The sequence below is a fragment of the Dyadobacter flavalbus genome, from assembly GCF_006149045.1.
Taxonomy (GTDB): Bacteria; Bacteroidota; Bacteroidia; order Cytophagales; family Spirosomataceae; genus Dyadobacter; species Dyadobacter flavalbus.
On record NZ_VBSN01000076.1, the window covers coordinates 123,654 to 148,646 of the forward strand.

The following is a 24,993-nucleotide window of genomic DNA, read 5'->3' on the forward strand; positions in this document are numbered from 1 at the left end:
TTCCATATTCGTTTCATATGGATTTTAAGTTCATGTGAAAACCAAACCGTTTATACTCACACTAAAGAAACAATATTGGTATGTTCAAAAACTATCTAAAAATCGCATGGCGGAATTTGCTGAAAAATAAGTTATTCAGTCTGATCAATATACTTGGCCTTGCCTTGGGAATGGCCTGCAGTCTGCTGATTATGCTTTGGGTGCAGGACGAAATGAAAATGGACCGGTTTCACAAGAATGACGCCCGGATTTTCTCGGTTATGGAAAACCAGCATTATTCCGGCGCTATCAATACGTATTCGTCCACGCCGGGAATTTGGCGGAAAATATTGTAAAAGATATTCCGGAAATTAAATTGGCAAGTCAGGTGATTTGGGAAGAAACCCCGGTGCTGAAAGCCGGCAATATTTACGATAACGAAAAAGGTCGCTACGTTCAGGGCGATTTCCTGAATATATTTTCTTTTGATCTCAGCCAGGGCAATGCCGCTACTGCATTGAAGCGCCCGGACGGGATTGTGATATCAAAAAAACTGGCTGAAAAGTATTTTAAAGGTCAGGATGCAATGGGTAAAGCCATGCGCGTTGATAACAAGGATGATGTGATCGTAACGGGTATTTTAGAAGAACTCTCTCCTTACTCATCCATGAAATTCGATTTCCTGATGAGCTACGACCATTGGAGGAAAAGCAATCAATGGGCAAAGGAATGGGGAAATAACGGTCCGCGCTGCGTTGTATTGCTGGCTGAGAATGCTTCTGTTGACAAAGTCAATGCCAAGATCAAGGGTTATCTGAAAACCAAGAATAAAGACAGTAACATAGATATATTCCTGGTCAATTACGGGCAGTCGTATCTTTATTCCAAATGGGATTCAGGCAGACAAAACGGCGGACGAATCGAATATGTGCGTCTTTTTACAATTGTTGCCGTTTTTATACTGATTATTGCATGCATCAATTTCATGAATCTGGCCACTGCCCGTTCTGTGAAAAGAGGCAAGGAAGTAGGGCTGCGAAAAGTTGTGGGCGCCTATAAAGCCAGCCTTATCGGCCAGTTTATGGGAGAATCCATACTGATCACGCTGATTGCACTTTTCTTTGCCCTGGCCATTGTACTTATTTTACTTCCTTCGTTCAATTCATTAACGGAAAAACAGCTGTCACTGGATTTTCTTAATCCGTCGTTGCTTTTACTCCTACTTGGACTTACGGTTATAACCGGAATTGTGGCAGGCAGTTATCCTGCATTATTTATGTCGTCGCTCAATCCGGTTGTTGTACTGAAAGGTGCACTGAAATTCAAGCCGAGTGCGGCCTATTTTCGTCAGGGGCTGGTTGTATTCCAGTTCGGGCTGTCAATTCTTTTGATACTTTCCATGATTGTGGTTTATCGCCAGATTCAGTTTATCCAGAACAAAAATCTTGGTTTTGACAGGGAAAACCTGCTTTACATCAATAATGTGGAGAAAAGCATTGAAAAGAATTTTGAGGCATTCAAGCAGGCGCTGGAAAATGAGCCCGGCATCAAGTCGGTAACGTGCTCCCAGTCTGATCCGATCAATTATGGAAGTTCTACGATGGGCGTTACATGGCCTGGAAAAGATACGACGCAAAAAATCCTGTTCAGCGTAAATACGATTGGCTATGATTTTATAAAGACAATGGGCATAACGTTGCTGGACGGCCGCGATTTCAACCCCGAATTTGGAACGGATACGACCAACTTTATTATTAATGAAGCTGCTGCCAGGAAAATGGGATTCAAAGATCCTGTTGGAAAAGAGCTGACCATTTTTGATAGGAAAGGGAAAATAATCGGGCTTATGAAGGATTTTCATATAGGTTCTCTACATGTAGCCATTGAACCTCTGATTATCGGGTTCCAGTCAAGAAATTCATACCGCGGCGCTGTGCTGATCCGGACAGAAGCCGGCAAAACCAGGCTTGCCATTCAGAATATTGAGAAGGTTTACAAACAGTTTAGCCCGGGGTTTCCTTTCAAGTACCGCTTTACAGATGAAGAATTCGGAAATCTTTACAAAGCGGAAAATGTAGTCAGCCGGTTAGCCAATTATTTTGCATTTCTGGCCATATTCATTTCCTGCCTGGGCCTGTTCGGATTGGCAGCATTTACCTCGGAGCAGCGGACCAAGGAAATAGGTGTCAGAAAAGTGCTGGGTGCAAGTGTTGCCAACCTTGTTGGCATGCTTTCCATGGATTTTGTAAAGCTCGTGGCAATTGCAGCAGTCATTTCGTTCCCGGTTGCAGGATATTTTCTGCATGGATGGCTTGAAAAGTATGCTTACCGCATTGAAATGGAATGGTGGTATTTTCTGGTTGCAGGCATTGCAGCATTGCTGATTGCATTATTTACTGTCAGTTTTCAGGCTGTAAAAGCAGCTTTGATGAATCCTGTGAAGTCGTTGAAAACGGAATAATAGACAGTTTACTTTCCATGTATTTTACCTGAACCTTAAAGCCATGATCAAAAACTATCTGAAAATTGCTTTCCGGAACCTGACGAGGAACAAGGTATTTTCACTCATCAACATTGCCGGTCTTTCGCTCGGGCTTACGTGCTGCATGCTGATTGTCCTTTATACAAAGGATGAAATAAGTTTTGACCGCTTTCAGGAAAAAAAAGATCATTTGTACAGGATAAAAGTAACCATATCCGATTACACGGAAACGCGTGTAATCGGCAGTACCAATGCCGTTCACGGACCTTCGTTCAAGCAGGAAATTCCGGAAATACTTCAAATTGTGAGGACACAAAGCAGCTCGTTTGTTGTCAAGAAAGACAATGAACTGCTGAATGAAGATATACTTTTTGCCGATAGCAACTTTTTCAGCGTTTTTACAATGCCCTTGCTGGCCGGCGATCCGAAAACAGTCCTGAAAGACCTGCATTCGATCGTTCTGGCAGAACAGGTTGCGGAGAAATATTTTAACACAAAAGATGCCGTCGGAAAAACGCTGGAACTGAAAATCGGTGATGTGTTTGAAACGTTTACCGTTTCGGGTGTAGCCAGAAAATGCCCGCAGAATTCATCCGTGCAGTTTGAAGCGGTTTTGCCGTTTCAGTTTCAGGAGGCCAGAGGCTGGACGGACAATGCATGGCTGGGTTTTTATATGAACACCTTTGTTTTGCTGCATGACAAAGCAAATTACCGAACGGTTATTCCAAAGCTCAATCAGGTTTTCAAAAGCAAATCGGCGGATGAGATCGGCAAGATCAAGGATTTTAATCAGAAAATCAGTTTCAGTCTTCAGCCTTTCATGGAAGTTCATCTGGACAGCGAATCGAGCGAACTCCGGAACGGGCTCGGACGCGGCAGCAGCCCGGTTTATTCCTATATCCTGTCCGGAATTGCCGTTTTTATACTGCTGATTGCGTGTATCAATTTTGTTAATCTTACCGTTGCCAGATCGCTTAACCGCGCCAAGGAAATCGGGGTCCGAAAAGTAGTCGGCAGCCAGCGCAAGCAGCTGATGATCCAGTTTCTGGGAGAATCTTTCCTGCTGTCTTTTATTGCATTCAGTTTTGCGCTTTTACTGACAAAGTTTATTTTGCCGACCTTTAATATATTGGCCAACAAGGAACTGTCGCTTTCTTATCTTCTTGACGTACAGCTTGTAACGGGTTATTTACTGCTTTTTTTAATGACCGGAATGATTGCAGGATTTTACCCGGCTTTGGTGCTGTCGGGATTCAGTCCTGCCCAGACGCTTTACAACCGTACCCGCCTGACACAAAAAAATTACCTTACAAAAAGTCTGGTTGTATTTCAGTTTGCCTTGTCTGTATTTCTGCTGATCGGTACGCTGGTTATTTATGCCCAGTTCCGGTATCTGATCAGCAAGAAACTCGGGTATAATGACAAGAATCTGATGAGTTTCAGTACCGGCCGGGGCGGACCGGGCAATGAAACACTTGCAACGATCATGGAAGAACTGAAAAATACGACCGGTATTGAGTCCGTTGCTGCTTTCAATGGCAATTACAACGGAACCGGTGCAGAAGTGAACGGCAAGAGAATGGATTTTGGGTACATTGGTGTAGACGATCATTTTCTTTCAACATTGCAGATTCCACTGATAAAAGGACGTAATTTTTCCCGGAGTTATCCTTCCGATCCGCTGCAATCCGTTGTGGTGAACGAAGCTTTTGTAAAAGAAGCCGGCTGGCGTGACCCGATTGGCAAGGAAGTGAACTTTGAATGGAAAAACCAGAAACTGAAGGTGATCGGAGTAATCCGGGATTATCATTATGCTTCACTGAAAGACACAATCAAGCCGTTATTATTGACGCAGGATCCGAATTACCGCCTGGGAACCGTATATCTCAAACTGAATGCTCAAAATATTCCGGGGACAATCAGAACCGTGGAAAAGATATTCCGCAAGCACGTTCCGTTTATGCCGTTTGAATACAATTTTGAAGATGCTGCCAATTACAAAAGGTACGAATCCGAGGCCCGGTGGAAACAGATGATTACACTTGCCGCGGCACTTTCCATTTTTGTTTCCTGCATTGGTCTGTTTGGCCTGGCAACCTTCAATGCGGAAACAAGGGTTAAGGAAGTCGGGATCAGGAAAGTACTTGGCGCGTCGGTTTCGAGCATTGCGGCTTTATTATCCACGGATTTTGTAAAGCTGGTTTTGCTCGCGATTGTCATTGCGCTGCCGTTTTCCTATTATGCCGTAAATGTCTGGCTTCAGAACTTTCCATATCGTATCAATCTTACGTCGTGGTATTTTGTTTCTGCTGCATCCATCGCCATTTCTGTCGCCATCCTTACTGTGGGTATTCAAAGTGTAAAAACAGCGTTGCTTGATCCGGTAAAATCGCTAAGGAGTGAGTAAAAGTACATTTCAGTAAACAGGTTTGGAAACTATTGCGACAGTTTGCCGGATACCGGACCTTTTCGCCCTGGTAGGTTTTTTGCCCTGCTTCTTACCGATCTGGCCGTAATTTTTCAAAGTATCAAAGCCGCTTTGATGAACCCGGTAAAGAGTTTGAGAAGCGAGTAAACGGAAGTGTCGGGATTATGGTTATATTTGATAAAACATGTTTGATATGAAACTGGACCATATAACATTTGATCCCCAGATTATGGGAGGAAAGCCATGTGTCAGGGGAATGCGGATTACAGTAGGAACTATCGTCGGACTTGTTGCTTCGGGAAAAAGTTTTGAAGAAATTCTTGAATATTACCCTTATCTGGAAATGGAAGACATCAGGCAGGCTTTGGCTTATGCAGCCTGGCGTTCCGAAGAAATTGAAGTCCCGTTTGTTGCTGCATGAATGTTTACACCATAACTCCAAGCCAAGTCCAATACCGAACAAAAGTGTCCGCTTACGGACACTTTTGTTGTTTTTATATCTGTATAATTATCTGATTATCAGTATATATTTGAATGTTTTACGGCGCTGGTACAATATTCATTGCATAATAGCCGAACCTATGCAACAATGCGTTTGCAATCTGTTAGCCATGATAAAAAATTATTTGAAGATCGCCTGGCGGAACGTGCTTAAAAGCAAGCTTTTTTCTGCCATTAATGTTTTTGGCCTGTCCGTAGGGATGACCTGCTGCATGCTGCTTTTGCTGTACATTTTAAGTGAAGTTTCTTTTGACAGCCATCATGAGTTTGGCAAAGATATTTATCTGGTCAGAAGCGTTCGTATTCAGTCCAACGGAGAGAAAATGGATAATCCGCGTGCGCCTTCGCCGTATGCACGCGCTATTCAATCAGAATTTCCGGAAGTAAAACAGGTTACAAGATTGTGGCAGAATTTTCTGGAAAACAAAACGCTGCTCAGCGTGGAGGAATCCGGCAAGTCTGTAAAATCATTTTATGAAACCCGTGGATATCATGTTGATTCTACTTTTTTCGACGTTTTTACCTATCAGTTTCTGGAAGGTGATGCCAATACGGCACTCGATGACGCGCATGCGGTTGTTCTGTCGGAAGAAGTGGCCAGAAACCTGTTCGGCAATGCTACTGCGCTCAACAAAATAATCCGTCTGGGCGGTACAACGGGAAATGGTGAAAATTTCAGGGTTACAGGTGTTTACAAAGATGAAAGTGCACGTTCGCATATTGATGCCCGTTTTTTTGTTTCGATGAATGCCGGCTGGGTTGGCGGTTTTCTGAGAGAGCAGAAGCAGGATTTTACCAACAACAATATGTTTTATACATACGTCAGACTGGCGCCCGGAACGGATGCTTCCCGATTTGAAAAGAAATTGCCTGCATTTATCAATAAATATGCGCGGCAGGATCTGAAGGCGGCGGGTGTTGACAAGCAAATGGCTTTGCTTGCAGTGAACGACATTCACCTTTTCAACCAGATTGAAAGCATTGTAACGCCGACGACGAGCTCCACATATCTTTACGTGCTGGCATCCATTGCATTGTTTACGCTCCTTATTGCCTGCATCAACTTCATGAATCTGGCAACAGCCCGTTCTGCAAAACGTGCAGCCGAAGTGGGCATCCGTAAAGTGATGGGTGCCGGAAAAGGCGGGCTGGTCGGACAGTTTCTGGGTGAATCCATGGTGCTTACCTTTATTGCACTGGCTGTGGCCGCGGTGCTCGTTGCATTGTCTTTGCCCGTTTTTAACGAGCTTTCAGGCAAATCGCTGGAATTCAATGAACTGCTTAAACCTGAAATTATTCTGGCTTTTATCATGCTGGCCTTTGTAACCGGATTGCTGGCGGGCAGTTATCCTGCGTTTTATTTATCTGTTTTCAACCCGCTTGATGTAATTAAAGGAAAATTTGTCAACTCTGTTTCGGCTACGACTCTGCGTAAAGGGCTTGTTGTGGTGCAGTTTGTCATTTCCACCGGGCTCGTGGTGGCGACGCTGGTTATTCAGACCCAGATGAAATACATGCGGGAACAGCCGCTTGGCTTTACCAAAGATCAGCAGCTTGTGATTCCTTTGCGAACCGATGCGGCAAAGCACGCGTATACAGCTTTACGTAATGAGCTTCTGCAGAATAACCAGATTGAAGGCGCTTCCGGAACTTCCTACTATCCGGGCATCCTGAACCCGAGCGATATGTCTCTTTATCCGTCAGATCAAAGCATCAACGAGGCAAAATTGGTTAAAACCAACTGGGTAGCTCCCGATTTCATGAAAACAATGGGATTTGAAATGGCTGCGGGCCGGATGCTTTCAGCTGATTTTCCCGGAGATACCAATTATAAAATGGTTGTGAATGAGGCAACTATACGAAAAATGGGCATTTCGATTAACAAAGCAGTCGGCAGCAGGCTCAATTTCAAAAGCAATACGGACGGCGTAATACATCCTCTGGAAATTGTGGGCGTTGTAAAGGATTTCCACTTTGCCGATCTGCATCAGGCCATTGAGCCTTATGCCTTGTTCCTGAATATGAACTCCGATTTTAACTACATCGTTACGCATGTCAGTTCCAGAGACGTCAGCAAAGTGCTTCCGTTTATTGAAAGCAAATGGAAGTCGCTGGTTCCGGACGAACCTTTTACATACAGTTTTCTTGATCAGGATTTTCAGAATAACTATGCTGCTGATGCCCGTACTTCCCGCATTGTCAATTCTTTCACGCTGATTTCCATTGTTATTTCCTGCCTTGGCCTGTTCGGACTTGCGGCATTTGCAGCACAGCAGAGGATCAAGGAAATAGGAGTAAGAAAAGTACTGGGTGCTTCTGTGACGAGCATTGTGGCATTGCTTTCGGGCGATTTTGTCAAACTGGTCATTGTTTCCATTGTCATTGCCACGCCGCTTACATGGTATGTGATGGACAAATGGCTGCAGGGATTTGCTTACAAGATCAGCATTCAGTGGTGGATGTTTGTGCTGGCCGGCGCGCTTGCCGTTGTTATTGCAATCATTACCGTAAGCACGCAGGCGATTAAAGCAGCCGTTACAAATCCGGTGAAGTCGCTGAAAAGTGAGTAGCGCAGGAGTTGTGAGATGTAGAATGTGAAATGTGAAATGTAAGATGAAGTTGATGGCTAAGATAAGAGCTGCTGGCTAGAAGCTGACAGCTATTAGCTTTCATTATCTTGTAAATTACCCGGACGCAAATGAACAAAAGTGTTCGCTTTTGAACATTGAAAATTTACAGTTCTTGATTTAATTTATTGATTGTAACCCGTTTATGTTTGTTGATTTATTTTGGTATAATATTCTTTAAAATGAAGCTGATGAATCGTAGCAATCCCTGCTGCCTGTATATTTAGCCAAGAAAAACCATGTTTAAAAGTTACCTTAAAATCGCCTTTCGTAACCTCTGGAAAAGCAAGGGTTATGCTTTTATCAATATCGCAGGACTTGCCGTGGCATTCTGCATCAGTACTTTTTTGTTTCTGACCGCATACTTTGCCTTGTCTTTCGATAATTTTCACAAGGACAATGAACGGTTGTACCAGGTTTACTTTTTCTCGAACGAGCCGGAAAGAGCAGAAAAAATCGGCTCGATGCCATTTCCGATCACGCCTGCGCTTAAAGCCGAATTTCCCGAAATAGAAGGCGTTACAAGGGTTCTGAACGGCAGCAACGTGGTGGAATACAAAGGAAAATATTTTGATAAGCAGGTTCTGTTTACAGATCCGGATTTTCTGAAAATCTTTACGTTTCCGCTTGTAAAAGGCAGTGCGGAAACGGCGCTTCAGGATCTGAGCAGCATTATCATTTCCGAAAATATGGCCAAAGCAGTGTTCGGAAATGAAGATCCAATGGGCAAGCCGCTCGATGTGGGTCTGGACGGCAATAAAAAGCAATATGTTGTAACGGGAGTTTTAAAGGATTTTCCTGAAAATTCATCCATCAAGTTTGATGCTTTTATCAGGAGTGAAAATGCAGAAAATTATCAGAATCAAAAGGATCAGTGGGATGCCTATTCGCATCGCGTATTTTTGAAGTTAAGCCCGAATACAGATCAGGCTGCTCTTGAAAAGCGTCTTAAACCCTTTTCAGCCAAATATTTCGCTGAAAATATCGCTTCATTAAAAAAGAAAGGAGCAAAGCCGGATGAAAAAGGAGATTTGTTCGCAGTAAGAATAGAGCAGATCCGAAACGTGCATTTTGATTCGCAGATATCCGGCGGAGGCAGTGCGCCGCTTGCGCTTGTGTATGCGCTGATGGGAATCGGTTTTTTCATCCTGCTCATTGCCTGTATCAACTTCATCAACCTGAACGTTGCAAGATCTTTTGTCCGTGCGCGCGAAGTAGGGGTCCGCAAGTCACTCGGCGCATTGAAAAACCAGCTTTTTCTTCAGATTTGGGGAGAAGCCGGCATCATCTGTTTTTTGGGATTTCTGTCGGGAGTTATCCTGGCGGTTCTGCTGCTGCCTGCTTTTAACGCCACTTTCCAGGGAAAATTAACACTGGATTATTTACTTCAGCCGGATAAAATAGCCATTCTGCTGGGGCTTTTCATTCTTGTAACCTTGCTTGCCGGCGGTTATCCTGCGTGGCAGATGTCCAAGTTCAACGCGGTGGAAGTGCTGAAAGGAAAAGTTTCCTTAAAGAAACCCGGCGTATTGCGTAACTCGCTGATCGTGGCGCAGTTTACTTTGTCCAGCCTGCTGATCTGCTGCACCGTTATCGCCATCCAGCAAGTGGATCATCTGAGAAAGCAGCCGCTGGGTTTCCAGAAAGAACAGGTCATCAGCATTCCGGTCGGGAAAAAGGTAAACGGGCGTCAGGTGCTGATGCGGATGCGGAACAAGCTGGAAGGTGATCCTCATGTACTCGGTATTACCGGAAGCGGTGTGAACCTCGGCGTAGGAATAGACAGAAGTACTTCAAGAAGCATTCTCGGATTTACATATAAAGAGAAGGAAGTCACAACAGACTGGCTGCATGTGGATTATGATTATCTGAAAACGCTGAATATCAAATTACTGGCTGGACGCGAGTTCAATCCGGCTTACCCTTCGGATACGCTTGACCGGGTTATTATTACGGAAAGTATGGCTAAAATGATCTCGGAACCGGAGCCTGTCGGTAAGTTTTTCCAGACGGATACAGCCGGCGCCAAATACCAGATCATCGGCCTCATTCCCGACTTCAACCTTTATTCTTCCAAAAATGAAAAGAAGCCGATCACCATGCATGTTTCGGGTTCGGAAGCGATCAATTACATATTCGTACGTGTTACGCCGCAGAGCCTCAAAGGTGCCATGGACAAGTTCAGGAAAATCTGGGATGAGGTTGCGCCCGGATCTGCATTCATAGGCACTTATGTGGACGAAAATACAAATGCATGGTACCGCGAGGAAGAGCAGCTTTCGCAGGTTTTCAGTCTGGCTTCCGGCATTGCCATTATGCTTTCCTGCCTCGGCCTTTTTGCCGTTGCACTGATTGTCATCGAGCAGCGTACCAAAGAAATCGGCGTTCGTAAAGTGCTGGGCGCAAGCATCTCCAGTCTGGTTTTTGTGCTGTCGCGTGACTTTGTGAAACTGGTGCTGGTTGCTATTTTCATTGCATCGCCGCTCGCGTGGTTTTTTATGCAGAAATGGCTGGATCATTATCCGTACCGCATTGAAATAAATCCGTTGATATTTATTCTGGTCGGGCTTTCCGCCATTATCGTGGCAGTCGTTACCGTCAGTTTTCAGAGTATCAAGGCAGCCTTGATGAATCCGGTCAATTCTCTAAAACGCGAATAAATTGCAGCATCATGATCAGAAACTATTTTGTTACTTCTTTCAGAAATTTAAGGCGTAACTGGAATTTCACAATCCTTAATGTGGTCGGGTTAACGCTTGGCATTGCCTGTTGTCTGCTGATATTCTTTACGGTACGTTACGAGCTGAGTTTTGACAGCCATCACAGGAATATGGATCGTATATTCCGGATTGTCAAGTATAACAAATCGCTTGGTGACAAAGGTTACAATACCGGCATGCCGCTTCCTGCACTGGCTGCACTGCGCAATGATTTTCCTGAATTGAAAAACCAGGTAACCTGCACGTATGCCATGCGTGAAACTTTGGTTACAGTCAAAAAAGGCGCAAAACGGGAAAAACATGCGGACCAGTCCAATACCGTTTCGTTCATAGGCCCGGAATATTTCCGGATGTTCGATTATACATGGATAAAAGGTTCGCCTTCTACTTCACTTGCCAATCCGGGATCGGTTGTACTGTCAGAAAGCCAGGCCATAAAGTATTTCGGCCATGCCGATCCGATGGGAAAAACAATAAATGTTAACAATCAAATGGATTTTCTGGTGACGGGAATCGTAAAAGATCCGCCTGCAACCACCAATTTCCCTTTTCATACCATGCTTTCTTTCTCATCCCTGAAAGAATACGGCGCTTTTACAAACTGGGACGACTGGGCAAGTTCGTACGGAGGAGGGCAAATGTATTTAATGCTGCCGGAAGCGGTCAGTCAGAAAAAGATGGAACAGCAACTGGTTTTATTTGGAAAAAAGTACCGAGAACCCAAGCAGGCCGCTACCGAGGATTTCGTATTGCAGCCGGTAAAAGATATTCATTTTGATACCAAAACTTCCAATTATACCGGCCGCTCAATCAGTAAGGGAATGATCTGGTCCATGGTTATGGTCGGGGTTTTTATCCTGGTCACAGCTTGCGTCAATTTTGTAAACCTGGCTACTGCGCAGGCATTGAGGCGTGCAAAGGAAGTAGGTGTAAGAAAAGTGCTTGGCAGCACCCGCGGACAGTTGCTTCGTCAGTACTTTTCCGAAACGGCTGTTATTACCGTCACCTCTGTATTTTTTGCACTGGCCATTGCACAGTATGTTTTGCCTTATGTTGCCGGTACTTTAAATGTCAGACCGGATGGCGTAGTGTTTTTTACAGATTTGCCTGTTCTCGGATTTTTAGCAGTTCTTGCTGTTCTCACTACTTTGCTGGCAGGTTTTTACCCGGCAATCGTCGTTTCAGGTTATCAGCCGGTTCTTGCACTGAAAGGTAAAATGCGGACAGCCGGAAACAGGCAGTCTCATTTGCGTTCCGGACTGATCGTTCTCCAATTTACCATATCACAGATCGTGCTGATCGGGACGCTGATCGCTTACAGCCAGATGAAATATTTCCGCACCATTGATCTTGGCTTTCAGAAAGATGAAATCATCAGTATGCCTGTTTACGGGCAGGAGCCGGAAAAGCTGAATGCTTTAAAAACCAGGCTGGTTAACGAACCCGGCATTATATCTATGAGTTACAGCGCATTTACGCCGATGTCCAGAAGCAACTGGCAAACCGGGTTTAAATTCGAAAATGATGCCGAAATGCTGGATTTTGATATTGTAATGCGCCCGGCGGATACGGCTTATGTGAAAACCTACGGCCTTACGCTGCTTGCCGGAAGAATGTATCTGCCGGCAGATACCATGCGTGAATATGTAGTCAATGAAGCTTTTGTGAAGAAGCTCGGGCTTAAAGATCCGAATGATATTCTGGGCAAGCGCATGGCGATCGGCGGATCGGGAGTAAAGCTGCCGATTGTCGGGGTTGTTAAGAATTTTAATACATTCAGTCTGCACCGGGAGATTATCCCTTGTGTCCTCACAACGGACATCAACAATTATCTGACCCTGAATATTAAACTTGCATCCAGTGCAGACAGGCGGCTTATTGATAAAATAGAAAAAGCCTGGACTGCTACTTTCCCGGATTATCTGTTCAGCTATCATTACTTTGATCAGACATTAAGCAGTTTTTACGAAAAAGAAGAGAAGCTGTTCGCTTTGTTCAGGATACTGACCGGAATTGCCATATTTATCGGATGCCTTGGTCTTTACGGCGTCGTTGCATTCATGGCAGAATCACGGATCAAGGAAATGGGCATACGAAAAGCAGTCGGAGCATCTGCCATGAACATCTTCGGCTTGTTTTCCATTGATTTTGTTAAACTGGTGATCATTGCACTGGTCATTGCGTCACCCGTCGCATGGTATGTAATGAACGAATGGCTTCAGGGATTTACCTATCAGGTCCATATCAGCTGGTGGCTGTATGTGCTGGCAGGCATGGCGGCCATTGTGATCGCATTGGTTACAACCAGTTTCCAGAGTATAAAGGCTGCCTTTGTAAACCCGGTTACGGCATTGAAAAGCGAATAGAATCCCAACCCATAATCATTTCGTAAAGCCATGATCAAGAATTATCTGCTGATTGCACTTCGCAATCTTGCCAAAAACAAGGTCTATTCATTTATCAATATCACTGGTCTTGCCGTCGGGATTGCCATTGCCATGCTGATCGGACTTTGGGTATGGGATGAACTTTCGTATAATAAATATCACAGGAATTACGACAGGATTGTGCAGGCATGGGTAAGCCAGACTTTCAATGGACAAACGGGTAGCGGTACGGCCGTTTCCATTCCTGCGGCTGTTGAAATGACAACCAAATACCCGGCCGATTTCAAATATACATCGCTGGCTTCCTGGAATAACAGTCATTTACTTACGAACGGCGAGAAGAAAATCAATAAACCGGGCATGTACGCGCAGCCGGATTTTCCTGAAATGCTTTCTTTGAAAATGATCCGGGGCGATTATGCAAGTGCATTGAGAAATCCGGGTTCCATCATTATTGCGGAATCTGTGGCCAAAGCGCTTTTCGGAAATGAAGACCCGCTGAACAAAACGCTGAAACTGGATATCAGGAAAGATGTTAAAGTAACCGGCGTTTACGAAGATGTTCCGTTCAATTCCGATTTTAATGAATTGATGCTCGTTTTGCCGTGGAGCGATTATCTGGTTTCAGAAAACTGGATTAAAAATGCGCAGACGCAATGGGGAAATCATTCGTTCCAGTTTTTTGCGCAGGTTGCGGATCAGGCGGATATCGGTAAAGTTTCGCTTAAAATAAAGGATGTGGAGCTGCCGCATGCATTTTCCAAAACGGACAAGCCGCAGTATTTCCTGCACCCGATGAGCCGCTGGCACTTGTATTCCGAGTTTAAAGACGGCAAAAACATAGGCGGAAGTATACAGTTTGTATGGCTGTTCAGCATCATCGGCATTTTTGTGCTGCTGCTTGCCTGCATTAATTTCATGAACCTGAGCACTGCACGTTCCGAAAAGCGTGCAAAGGAAGTCGGCATCAGGAAATCTATCGGTTCATTCAGAAGTCAGCTGATTTTCCAGTTTCTCAGCGAATCTTTTCTGGTTGTCATTTTCGCGCTTGTACTCGCTGTTCTGATTGTTTTACTGGCGCTTCCTGCCTTTAATGAATTGTCCGGCAAACATGTAAGCCTTCCGTTTGCCCATTACCAGTTCTGGCTGGCCATTCTTGTATTTGCTTTGTTTACCGGCCTTATTTCAGGAAGTTACCCGGCTTTCTACCTTTCTTCTTTCAACCCGCTTGCTGTTCTGAAAGGCACATTTAAAGTTGGCAAATGGTCGGCCGTACCGCGCAAAGTAATGGTTGTCATGCAGTTTACTGTTTCCATCACGCTTATAATCGGTACAATTATCGTTTTTCAGCAAATTCAGCATGCCAAAAACCGCCCGGTTGGTTATGACAGGCAGGGATTGCTTCAGATCCGTATTTCGCCAAATATCTTCGGGAAGTATTACCCGCTTCGGGATGATCTTTTAAAAACCGGCGTTGTAAACGAAATGAGCGAATCTTCAAGCCCGACAACGGATATTTATTCCAATCAGATCGGCTTTGAATGGGAAGGAATGACGCCCGGCTCCGTGCCGCTTTTCGGGACAATCGCATGTACGCATGATTTTGGGAAAACAATCGGATGGAAAATCATAGAAGGAAGGGATTTTTCACGTGAATATTCCACCGATACAGCCGCATTCATATTAAACGAATCGGCGGTTAAACTGACGGGAATCAAAAACATCATCGGCAAAACAATCCGGTTCAACGGCAAGCCGCGGCAGGTTGTAGGCGTCATTAAGGATATGGTCATGCAGTCGCCGTATGAGCCGGCCATGCCGACCGTTTTTCTCATGGATTACGAATGGGCCAATCTGATCAATATCAAGCTTGCGCCGGGCGTACCGGTTGACAAAGCACTGAAAAGGGTAGAGGCTGTTTTCCGCAAGCACGATCCGGATTCGCCGTTCGAGTTCAAGTTTGCCGATGAGGAATATGATGCCAAGTTCCGTTCGGAAGAAAGGATCGGAAAGCTGGCCCGGGTTTTTGCCGTGCTGGCCGTATTTATTTCCTGCCTCGGCCTGTTCGGACTTGCCGCTTACACGGCCGAGCAGCGTACAAAGGAAATCGGGATCCGGAAGGCGCTTGGTGCAAGCGTAACGCAGATGTGGGCCATGCTGTCCAGGGAATTTGTTTACCTTGTTTCTATTTCCTGTATCATTGCTTCGCCGATTGCCTTGTATTTTCTGAACGACTGGCTTCAAAAATATCAGTATCATATCGAACTGAGCTGGGTTGTGTTCGCTGTTTCTGCATTTACCGCCATCGTCATAACGCTTTTGACCGTAAGTTTTCAGGCTATCAAAGCAGCATTGATGAACCCGGTGAAATCCTTGCGCAGCGAATAATTTTTTAGTTGGAAAAAACGGTTCGTCGATAAAAACAGGCATACTGTCTGCCAGCAGAGGTCATTGGCAGATCGGGTTTCAAGTGCATTAAACGTTTATGAAAAAAGGCCCTCTAACCTTCATAAACAAACACTTTAATACTTGGAAACCATGAAAAAGACCATTTTGGCCATCGCAGCAGTAATCGCTCTGACAGCAGGAAGCAGCTTTGCACAACGCGCATATGAAAGGCATGAAATTCCGGCTGCAAGAAATTCCCGGATAGACGATATCAATGAGAATATCCGGATCAGCAAGCTGAACGAAATTGTAAACCTTTCCCGCAAGCAGGAAAAACAGCTGAAAAAGATTGAAGACCATTATGACCGCCTTCAATCCTCAAACAGAAGATACAATTCGCATCAGGCTTCCCGGCGGCTGGAAACCCAGAAGCAACAGGAAATACTTTCCGTACTGACTCCGGTTCAGCGTCAGCGTTTGTACGCATATCAGCATGCCAACCGCTTTGATAATAAATACCGCAATCACAGAGGATAAATAGAGCAAGGCATTAATCATCAGTCAAAAAGCAACCCGCGCCAGGCAAATTTATGCAGGTGCGGGTTGCTTTTTTATAATCAGCCTGTTTGCAAAGGAAAACGAGATTTACAAAGACTTGCCATTCAAAATTAATATATGCCGTTTAACATTATTGTCCAATAATTGCACCAAGTACCTTGCATCACAAAGTACCTTAGTATACATTTGTTTATCATTTGATAGTCGATGTGAAGTGATGTAAATCCGGCCTTTCTGAATATCCTTTTTAAAAGAGCCATAGGCACTTACCGGATTTGCTATGCCTTTTTGAATCTGTTAGCCATCAAAAAAATTAGCCATGAAGACACTTTTTTCTTACTTGCTTTCCCTGTTAATTCTTGGTCTGGTCTGTGTCAGCAAGCCTGCAATTGGCCAGGCGGTTCATTCCGGAGGTGCAATTTCAGGCGTTGTCAAAGATTCGGTCAGTGGAAAGCCGCTCGATTATATCACAGTCAATCTGATGACGGACAAAAACGTTGCCGTGAAAGCTGATTTTACCAAAACCGACGGGTCATTTGCTTTCCGGAACCTTAAACCGGGAAAGTATACGGTTGTGATTGTGGGCGTCGGTTACCGGAACAAATCAATTGAGGCCGATCTTTCGGACAGTACAAAAAAGCAAATTGAGCTTGGGCCTGTTTTCATCACACAAAGTGTCACCGGCCTGAAAGAAGTAACGGTAACAAGTATCAAGCCCATTGTAAAACAGGAAGTTGACCGTATGTCGTACGACCTGCAGGCCGACCCGGAAAGCAAGGTTTTCAGTGTACTGGAAATGATGCGAAAAGTGCCTTTTCTTTCACTGGATGCGGACGATAATATTTATCTGAAGGGAAATGCAGATTTCAAGATCCTGATTAACGGAAAGCCGTCGAGCATGGTGGAAAGGAGTTACAAGGAAGTTCTGAGGAGTATGCCTGCGTCTTCCATTCAGCGGATCGAAGTCATTACGACGCCGCCTGCCAAGTACGATGCGGAAGGTTTGGCGGGCATCATCAATATTATCACAAACAAGAAAATTGATAACGGTTACAGCGGCACCATCAACGTCAACGAGCGTTTCCCGATCGGCGGGCCGGGATTTGGCGGTTCGCTTTCAGTAAAATTGGGCAAGCTGGGAATGACGGCACTTGCCGGCGGCAGTCAGTATAACATGCCTTCCACGCAGAATCTGCTTCATCAGAAAAATTTTGGCCCTGAACCGACAAACCTGTTTCAGAACGGAGCTTCAAAATCGGCGAGCAGGAACGGTTATATCGGTTATGAAGTAACTTATGAAATGGACAGTCTGAACCTTTTCAGCGCACAGATCAATCTGAACGGAAGCAGATCGGACGGTTCCGGGTTTCAGCGATCCGCACTCAACGGCAGTAACGGAATTTTGCAGGGATATGAAATCATCAATAACAACGACGGAAAAGGAAGCGGTATGGATGCTGCGCTGAATTACCAAAAGGGTTTTAAAGCCGATAAAAACAGGCTGCTCACTTTTTCTTACCGTTACTATGGTTTTAACAATCTTCAGAACAGCAATCTTTCCATTTTTGACCGGATCAATTATGAAACGCCGGATTACCGGCAGATCAATGACCAGCGCTTTTCAGAGCAGACATTCCAGATCGATTTTGTTTATCCGGTAAAAAAACTGAGTATCGAAGCCGGTTTGAAAGGCATTATGCGCGACAATAACAGCGATTTCCGTTACAGCATTTTCAATGCCGAAAGCAAAATGTTCGAGATTGATCCGGGTATGAGCAACATGTTCAGCAACACGCAGAATGTATTCGGCGCTTACAATACCTATCAGTATAATTTCAAGAAATGGGGGTTAAAAGCGGGTGCCAGAATTGAACAGACCGTCGTAAATGCCGATTTCATATCTACGGATTCCAGAGTAAAACAAAATTATTTCAATGTGATTCCGTCTGTTTCCATTAACCGCAAGATGAAGGACAACAGCGGTCTGAACTTCGGTTATACGCAGAGAATACAGCGGCCGGGCATTTATCAGCTGAATCCGTTTATCGACCGTTCCAATCCGAGTTTTGAAAGAACAGGCAATCCGGGCTTGCGGCCGGCGTTCGTGCACGATATGCAGCTTGGTTACAGCAAGTCCAAGAAAGCATCCGTTAATTTCGGTATAGGATATACGCAGTTTAAAGACCTGATTTTTGGCGTAGCTGTTTTCAATCCGGAAACCAGCATTACCCGCACGTCTTTTGGAAATACAGGCCGGGCACGATTGATCAGCGCAAACCTTAACCTGAATTATCCGATTACAAAGGAATGGAATTTCAGTGTGAACATGCGGCTGGCGCATGGAAAAGTAGAAGGGATTGTGAACAGCGCACGGATCACAAACAGCGGATTACTGTATCAATTGTCGGCTTCCAGCGGTTACCGGCTTCAAAAAGACTGGCGTGTTAATGCCAATCTGAACATCTACGGTCCGAGCGTGAATTTGCAGGGAACATCCAATTCCATGGTCAGTCCGTCTTTCAGTATCAATAAAGATGTTATCAAAGACAAGCTTACCTTTTCTGCTGCTGCGAACAATCCGTTTACCAAATTCCGGAAATACCACACAGAAACTTCCGGGCCGGATTTTTCGCAATACAATGACAGAAGAGATTATTTCCGGTCATTTAACCTGAGCGTAAATTACAAATTCGGCCGTCTGAAAGAAGCAATCCAGAAAAACAAACGCAGCATCCGCAACGACGACGTGCAGAACTGAGGGGAATGCTGCAGGTGTTTTTTATTAAAGTCCGGAAATATTTATTAATCAGATAGTTTCAGAAAACAGTAACGCCGCTTCGCGGCGGGTCGTAAATTATGAGGGTTTATTTTGCATATGTAAAATCAGCTCCGGAGGAGCTAACTGTTTATAGCAAAGGAGATTTGAGCGAGTTTTTTTGTTGCTCTAAAGGAGCTTCCTTGGATTGGCAAATGATAAGAAGGCCCCGCCGGGGCCCAATGGTATTTGTGGCAATGCTATTGCTACAAACAGGGAGCCGCTCTGCGGCAGGCCTTAAACAATGAAGGGCTTTTTTGCATATGTAAAATCAGCTCCGGAGGAGCTAACTGTTTATAGCAAAGGAGATTTGTGCGAGTTTTTTTGTTGCTCTGAAGGAGCATTCTTGAATTAACGTATAATCAGGAGGCCCCGCCGGGGCCAATGTTGTTTTTGGCAATGCTATTGCTACAAACAGGAAGCCGCTCTGCGGCGGGTCGTAAACAATGAAGAGATTTTTTGAAATGCGTAAAGTTAGCTCCGGAGGAGCTGCCTGTTTGTAGCAAAGAGATTCGTGCGAGTTTTTTATTGCTCCAGAGGAGCATCCTTGAATGAACGTATAACAAGGAGGCCCCGCCGGGGCCAATGTTATCTTTGGAAACGCTATTGCTATAAACAGGAAGCCGCTCTGCGGCGGACCGTAAACAATGAAGGCCTTAATTACCGGATCAAGCATTTAGATTAATGCGCGTTCAGCGCTGTACAAACTGTTCAATATCGAACAAATTATTTTATCAATTATTTATATAAGTATCTGATAATTAAGTTTTTATATAAGTGGTACAGGATTTATACTTCTGGATGTATGAAAGTTGGATCTTTCTTAAACCTGATTAATTATTTTCCTGAAAAGCCATGACCCGTAACTACCTTAAAATTGCATGGCGTAACCTTTTTCGCAACAAGGTTTACAGCTTTATAAACATTGCCGGACTCGCCATGGGAATTTCCGCTTTCCTGCTGATCCTGGAATATGTGAGTTTTGAAAAAAGTGTAAACCAGTTTCATGCCAGCCTTCCGGATATGTACCGGATGCTGAACATCAATCCGAAAGGTGAAACCTGGGCGGAAGTGGAACCGGGCTGGGCCGCAAGGGCAAAACAGAATTTTCCGGAAATAAAGGCATACTGCCGTTTTGCAGAAGGTTCTGCAAGAGGTATTGTGAAAAGAGCAGATGCAAAGGCGGAACCATTTCGCGAAGCGGGCATCGGATATGCAGAAGGTAACTTTTTTGACTTTTTCAGTTTTCCGTTACTGGCCGGGAACAAGGCTGCACTCGGCAAGCCGAAAGTAGTTTTTATCTCAAAGAAAACAGCAGCCAAATATTTCGGGAATGACGATCCGATCGGTAAAGTACTGACGCTTTCGAACCAGTTCGGAACGCTTTCCTATTCTGTAGAGGGAATTTACGAAATACCTGCCAATTCCGACATTCAGTTTGATATGGTGTTCTCCATGAAAACGCTTGACAATCCTGCAAACCTTAACGGAAATGACTGGGCAACGCTGGATAATCTGGATTCCCAGTTTTTGAGTACGTACTTTTTGCTTGCGCCAAATACAAATATTAAAAGTCTTGAAAACAAGCTGAGCAAGTTGCGTGATGAGCTGAAAACGGATAAAGACGGTGTGAAATTCGGATTGCAGGCATTTGAAAATGTGCATCTTTCTGAAAAACTGGGCGATACTTACCAAACCAGCGGCAACCTGAAATATGTTTATATGCTGCTGATCATTGCCGTTCTCATTCTGCTGATCGCATGGTTCAATTACATCAATCTTTCTACGGCGAATGCGCTTAAACGGGCGAATGAAGTGGGAGTCCGCAAAGTAATCGGTGCTACGCCGGGCAATCTGATCGCGCAGTTTCTCGGAGAATCCATGCTGGTGAACATGCTTGCGGTTTCCTCGGCCGTATTGCTGATCAGTATTCTTCAGCCGTTTTTTAATGAACTGATCGGCAAGGAACTTTCACTGGCAACGCTGGGCAATTCTTCCATGTGGCTGGCAGCCGTCTGCATTTTATTATCGGGCTCGGCTATTTCCGGCGTGTATACGGCTTACGCATTATCCAGATTCAATCCGGTTAAGATCCTGAAAGGAAGTCTGGTGAAATCGTCCAAAGGCATTTTGCTCAGAAAGTCACTCGTGATTTCACAGTTTACGATTTCCATTGTGCTTATCCTTGCAACGATTGTGATTTACGCTCAGCTGCGGTTCATGCAAAGCCGGAATTTAGGTATAAGAACGGACCGGTTACTGGTTGTACGCGGCCCGGAAGCAGGCAATGACAGTACGTATAAAATGCGGCAGGCTGCTTTTTACAATGAACTAGGCCAGCAGAGCTATGTGAAAGATTACAGCCTTTCCGGAACGGTGCCGGGAAACTGGTACAATTTCATGACTTCCGGTTTTACGCAGTCAGGTTCCAGGCCGGGCGATGAATTCAAAACCTATTCATTTGCGATTATCGACAACCATTATCTTGATACGTACGGCATACAACTGAAAGCAGGAAGAAATTTCACGCCGCAGGAAGCCCGGGTGGAATGGAATAATAACAGCAAAGTAATCCTGAATGAAAAGGCCGTGGCGCAGTTTGGTTTCAAGTCCGCCGAAGAAGCCGTTCAGAATAAAATCAAATGGGATGAAAGATATCTGGAAGTGATCGGCGTTGCCAAGAATTATCATCATATGGGCTTGCAGCGCGCCATTGACCCGATTATCTTTTATCCTCAGAACAACAGCAACTACATCACGATCAGGCTCGTGCCGGGGCCTATTCAGGACAAAATGGCCCGGATGGAAAGCATTTACAAAAACTACTTTGCCGGCAATCCGTTCGATTACTTTTTTGCGGATGAAAACTTTAACAAACAGTATGTTTCTGAAAAGCAATATGGCAAAATGTTTACTTCTGCATCGGTTTGGGCCATTTTCATTGCCTGCATGGGATTGTTCGGACTGGCTACATTTATGGTCGAAACCCGGACCAAAGAAATCGGAATCCGAAAAGTGCTCGGCGCTTCGGTGGCCAGCATAGCCGGTTTGCTGTCAGCCGATTTTCTCAAACTTGTTTTTGCTGCCATTGTCATTGCAAGTCCGCTCGCGTGGTATTTTATGAGCAATTGGCTGAAAAGTTTTGAATATCAGGTTCAATTGAGCTGGTGGATTTTTGCAGCCGGAGGCATTACAGCCATTCTGATCGCCATACTGACAATCGGTTTTCAAAGCATCAAAGCCGCACTAGTAAATCCGGTCAAGTCGTTGAGGAGTGATTGATGAAAGCTGTTGGCTATTAGCTGTTAGCTTTAAACCAATCGCTAGTAGCCTGTTACAAATCGCTGACCTTTTAATTCAGAAATTTATATCTAACCAATAACCGCTAATAGCCAATCGCTAAAAGCCAGTTACAAATTGTTGCCATTTTAATTCAGGAATTTTATATCGAATCAATAACAGCTAATAGCCGATCGCTAAAAGCTAAGAGCCAAAAGCCATGTTAAAAAACTATCTCAAAATCGCATTCCGGAACCTTGTCAAACATAAAGCGTTCAGCTTCATTAACATTGCCGGTATAGCCATCGGACTGGCTTGTTTTCTGTTGCTTTCCCTTTATGTAAAAGATGAGCTGAGCTATGATCGTCACCATGCCAATGCAGACCGGATTTACCGGCTTTCACGCACATTTATTTCCAATGACGGCACAGAATCACTGCGGCTCGGACAAGCTGCCCCGCCGTTCGGCCCGCTTGTAAAGCAGAATTTTCCGCAGGTGGAAGAAGTCGTGCGGTTACTTCATATGGGTGCGCTTTTCAGGTACGGCGACAAGGTTTTCGAAGAAGAAGACCTGTTTGTAGCGGAACCGGCTATTTTCAGGATATTTACTTTTAAAGTGCTGCAGGGAAATCCGGCAAGCGCGCTGGAAAACCCTTTTTCTGTTATGTTTTCAAAACCGATGGCAGAAAAATACTTTGGAAACGAAAATCCGATAGGAAAGACCGTGCGGCTGGATAACCAGTTTGATTATACCGTTACCGGGGTTTTCGAGCCGCTTCCTTCGCAGTCACATTTCCATCCGCAATTTCTGGTTTCCTTTTCCTCGCTGAACGACGACCGCGTTTATGGCGCCGAAAATCTGCGGACCAACTGGGGCAATAACGCTTTTTCAACTTTTCTGCTGCTTCCCGAAAATTACAATCCGCAGAGTCTCGTGAATGCCTTTCCGGCGTTTCAAAACCGGCATATAGAACCCAATGCATCCAAGTATTCGCGCCTTGACCTTATGAAGCTGACCGATATTCACCTGCATTCGCATACGGACTCTGAAATCGAGGCAAATGGCGATATTCAGTATGTGTACCTGTTCTCGGCGATTGCACTTTTTATCCTGATCATTGCGTGCATCAATTACATGAACCTTGCTACGGCGCGCTCGGCAATGCGCGCGAAGGAAGTCGGTATGCGTAAAGTTATCGGTGCGGTGCGGTATCAGCTTATCCGTCAGTTTCTGAGTGAATCCCTGCTGTTGGTTGTCATTGGTCTGCTGCTGGCCATTGTAATCATCGTTGTTTGTCTTCCTTATCTCAATTCATTTACACAAAAACAGTTAACGTTCAGGTCGCTGCTTGATCCGGTATTTCTGTCCATTGTGGTCTGCATTACTTTGTTCACGGGTCTGATTGCCGGCAGTTATCCCGCTTTTTTCATGACATCGTTTCAGCCGCTCAGCGTTTTCAGAGGAAAGATCACAACGGCACTGAAAAAAGGAAATCTGCGTCAGGTGCTCGTCGTGACACAATTTGCAATTGCCGTTGTACTCATCATCAGTACGGCAGTGGTTTACAAGCAAATGCAGTACATCAGAAATTACGAGTTGGGTTATGCCAAAGACCAGGTTGTACTGCTGCGTGCGGGAAACGATACGACCACCAATTTTGAAAGTCTGAAACAGCGTTTCAAAGCAAACAGCAATATCCTGGAAGTCGGCCGGTCGTCACGCATTCCTTCCGGCAGGCTGCTCGATTCCTGGGAAGCCTATGTTTCCAAAGGCGATTCCCTGGCGCCGAGCAACATTAATATAAAGTCGTTATCTGTGGATGAGGATTTTATATCCGCTTACGAAATTGAAATGGCTGCCGGCCGAAATTTCTCACGCGAATTTTCTACCGACAAAACAAACGGTTTTATCCTGAACGAAACGGCCGTAAAGCTGATGGGATATAAAAATCCGGCAAGCGCAATAGGCGACCGTTTCGGTTACGGCCGGATACGCGGTCAGATTATCGGTGTTACCAGAGATTACCATTTTGAATCGCTCCATCAGAAAGTGGCGCCCATTGTCATGTTCCGGCAGGATGAACGCCTCGGCTGGATGTCGGTGCACATAGCGGGCAGAAACATTAAAGAATCTCTTGCGCATATCAAGGCAGTTTGGCAGCAGGAGTTTCCGGACCGTCCGTTCAATTACGAGTTTTTGGATCAGCGGTTTGGCGAACTTTATGCACGTGAACAGACGCAGCAACTGCTCTTTGGCATTTTTGCAGGCATTGCCATTTTTATTTCCTGCCTCGGACTGCTCGGACTTTCCATGTTCATGGCCGAAATCAGGATCAAAGAAATCGGTGTGCGCAAAGTGCTCGGGGCTTCTGTGACCAGTCTGGTTATTTTACTTTCCAATGATTTTCTGAAACTGGTCGTTATTGCCATTCTGATTGCATCGCCGGTTGCCTGGTATGCCATGAACAGCTGGCTGCAGGATTTTGCCTATCATACGGAAATTCAATGGCCTGTTTTCGCTTTTGCCGCCATTATATCCATCGCCATTGCATTGTTCACCATCAGTTTCCAGAGTATAAAAGCAGCATTGATGAATCCGGTGAAGTCGCTGAAGAGCGAATAGGTGTGAGCTGGTGAGTGTGAAATGTGAGATGTTTTTTGGCTTTTGACGACTAGCTTTTGGCTACTAGCTTTTAGCCATTAGCTTTTGGTTATGATAATTGTTAATAGTTATAAAAAATTTCAGGTCGCCAGCAATCCATTGCCAGTTATTAATTGCTAACGAATATTTCAAACCTCCAACCTCCAACCTCTCACATTTTACATCTG

The 24,993-nt window shown here is 44.8% G+C and carries 11 protein-coding genes and 1 pseudogene; 11 read left to right on the forward strand and 1 reads right to left on the reverse strand.

The window, feature by feature from the left end; genetic code table 11:
- Positions 1 to 80: 80 nt before the first annotated feature.
- The 9 genes and pseudogenes from FEM33_RS25815 (at position 81) to FEM33_RS25855 (ending at position 18,828) form a co-directional block, all read left to right on the forward strand.
- Positions 81 to 2,440: pseudogene (locus tag FEM33_RS25815) on the forward strand (ABC transporter permease).
- A gap of 43 nt (positions 2,441 to 2,483) precedes the next feature.
- Positions 2,484 to 4,868 carry an ABC transporter permease gene (locus FEM33_RS25820; RefSeq protein WP_139014854.1) on the forward strand — a complete coding sequence of 795 codons (2,385 nt, stop codon included), beginning with the start codon at positions 2,484 to 2,486 and terminating at the stop codon, positions 4,866 to 4,868.
- Positions 4,869 to 5,082: 214 nt separating this feature from the next.
- A complete protein-coding gene (locus FEM33_RS25825; protein ID WP_139014855.1) occupies positions 5,083 to 5,310 on the forward strand; it encodes a DUF433 domain-containing protein in 228 nt (75 codons plus the stop codon).
- Positions 5,311 to 5,500: 190 nt separating this feature from the next.
- Positions 5,501 to 7,960, forward strand: a complete 2,460-nt coding sequence (locus FEM33_RS25830) for an ABC transporter permease (RefSeq protein WP_139014856.1) — start codon at positions 5,501 to 5,503, stop codon at positions 7,958 to 7,960.
- 296 nt (positions 7,961 to 8,256) lie between these two features.
- The gene (locus FEM33_RS25835) at positions 8,257 to 10,677 is read left to right on the forward strand and encodes an ABC transporter permease (RefSeq protein WP_139014857.1); all 2,421 of its coding nucleotides are present in this window, start codon (positions 8,257 to 8,259) and stop codon (positions 10,675 to 10,677) included.
- An 11-nt stretch (positions 10,678 to 10,688) separates the two neighbouring features.
- A complete protein-coding gene (locus FEM33_RS25840) occupies positions 10,689 to 13,103 on the forward strand; it encodes an ABC transporter permease (RefSeq protein ID WP_139014858.1) in 2,415 nt (804 codons plus the stop codon).
- Positions 13,104 to 13,133: 30 nt separating this feature from the next.
- Entirely contained in the window at positions 13,134 to 15,512 is a 2,379-nt protein-coding gene (locus FEM33_RS25845) for an ABC transporter permease (protein ID WP_139014859.1), read from the forward strand.
- A 150-nt stretch (positions 15,513 to 15,662) separates the two neighbouring features.
- Positions 15,663 to 16,049: a hypothetical protein gene (locus FEM33_RS25850; RefSeq protein ID WP_139014860.1), complete on the forward strand. Its 387-nt coding sequence runs from the start codon at positions 15,663 to 15,665 to the stop codon at positions 16,047 to 16,049.
- A 340-nt stretch (positions 16,050 to 16,389) separates the two neighbouring features.
- Positions 16,390 to 18,828: an outer membrane beta-barrel family protein gene (locus FEM33_RS25855; RefSeq protein WP_139014861.1), complete on the forward strand. Its 2,439-nt coding sequence runs from the start codon at positions 16,390 to 16,392 to the stop codon at positions 18,826 to 18,828.
- A 343-nt stretch (positions 18,829 to 19,171) separates the two neighbouring features.
- On the opposite strand, the gene FEM33_RS25860 is transcribed toward FEM33_RS25855, so the two are convergent.
- Complete coding sequence (locus FEM33_RS25860) at positions 19,172 to 19,561, reverse strand: hypothetical protein (RefSeq protein WP_139014862.1); 390 nt, start codon at positions 19,559 to 19,561, stop codon at positions 19,172 to 19,174.
- A 179-nt stretch (positions 19,562 to 19,740) separates the two neighbouring features.
- Between FEM33_RS25860 and FEM33_RS25865 the strand changes: the two genes are divergently transcribed.
- Together FEM33_RS25865 and FEM33_RS25870 are read left to right on the forward strand one after the other, a co-directional pair.
- Complete coding sequence (locus tag FEM33_RS25865; RefSeq protein WP_139014863.1) at positions 19,741 to 22,167, forward strand: ABC transporter permease; 2,427 nt, start codon at positions 19,741 to 19,743, stop codon at positions 22,165 to 22,167.
- A gap of 217 nt (positions 22,168 to 22,384) precedes the next feature.
- On the forward strand, positions 22,385 to 24,787 hold the full coding sequence (locus FEM33_RS25870; RefSeq protein ID WP_139014864.1) for an ABC transporter permease: 2,403 nt from the start codon (positions 22,385 to 22,387) through the stop codon (positions 24,785 to 24,787).
- Positions 24,788 to 24,993: the final 206 nt, after the last annotated feature.

What these genes read in the sequence shown, in the direction of transcription:
- FEM33_RS25820 (WP_139014854.1), top strand. Translation starts at nt 2,484, where the DNA reads ATGATCAAAAACTATCTGAAAATTGCTTTCCGGAACCTGACGAGGAAC.
- FEM33_RS25825 (WP_139014855.1), top strand. Translation starts at nt 5,083, where the DNA reads ATGAAACTGGACCATATAACATTTGATCCCCAGATTATGGGAGGAAAG.
- FEM33_RS25830 (WP_139014856.1), top strand. Translation starts at nt 5,501, where the DNA reads ATGATAAAAAATTATTTGAAGATCGCCTGGCGGAACGTGCTTAAAAGC.
- FEM33_RS25835 (WP_139014857.1), top strand. Translation starts at nt 8,257, where the DNA reads ATGTTTAAAAGTTACCTTAAAATCGCCTTTCGTAACCTCTGGAAAAGC.
- FEM33_RS25840 (WP_139014858.1), top strand. Translation starts at nt 10,689, where the DNA reads ATGATCAGAAACTATTTTGTTACTTCTTTCAGAAATTTAAGGCGTAAC.
- FEM33_RS25845 (WP_139014859.1), top strand. Translation starts at nt 13,134, where the DNA reads ATGATCAAGAATTATCTGCTGATTGCACTTCGCAATCTTGCCAAAAAC.
- FEM33_RS25850 (WP_139014860.1), top strand. Translation starts at nt 15,663, where the DNA reads ATGAAAAAGACCATTTTGGCCATCGCAGCAGTAATCGCTCTGACAGCA.
- FEM33_RS25855 (WP_139014861.1), top strand. Translation starts at nt 16,390, where the DNA reads ATGAAGACACTTTTTTCTTACTTGCTTTCCCTGTTAATTCTTGGTCTG.
- FEM33_RS25860 (WP_139014862.1), bottom strand. Translation starts at nt 19,561, where the DNA reads ATGCTTGATCCGGTAATTAAGGCCTTCATTGTTTACGGTCCGCCGCAG.
- FEM33_RS25865 (WP_139014863.1), top strand. Translation starts at nt 19,741, where the DNA reads ATGACCCGTAACTACCTTAAAATTGCATGGCGTAACCTTTTTCGCAAC.
- FEM33_RS25870 (WP_139014864.1), top strand. Translation starts at nt 22,385, where the DNA reads ATGTTAAAAAACTATCTCAAAATCGCATTCCGGAACCTTGTCAAACAT.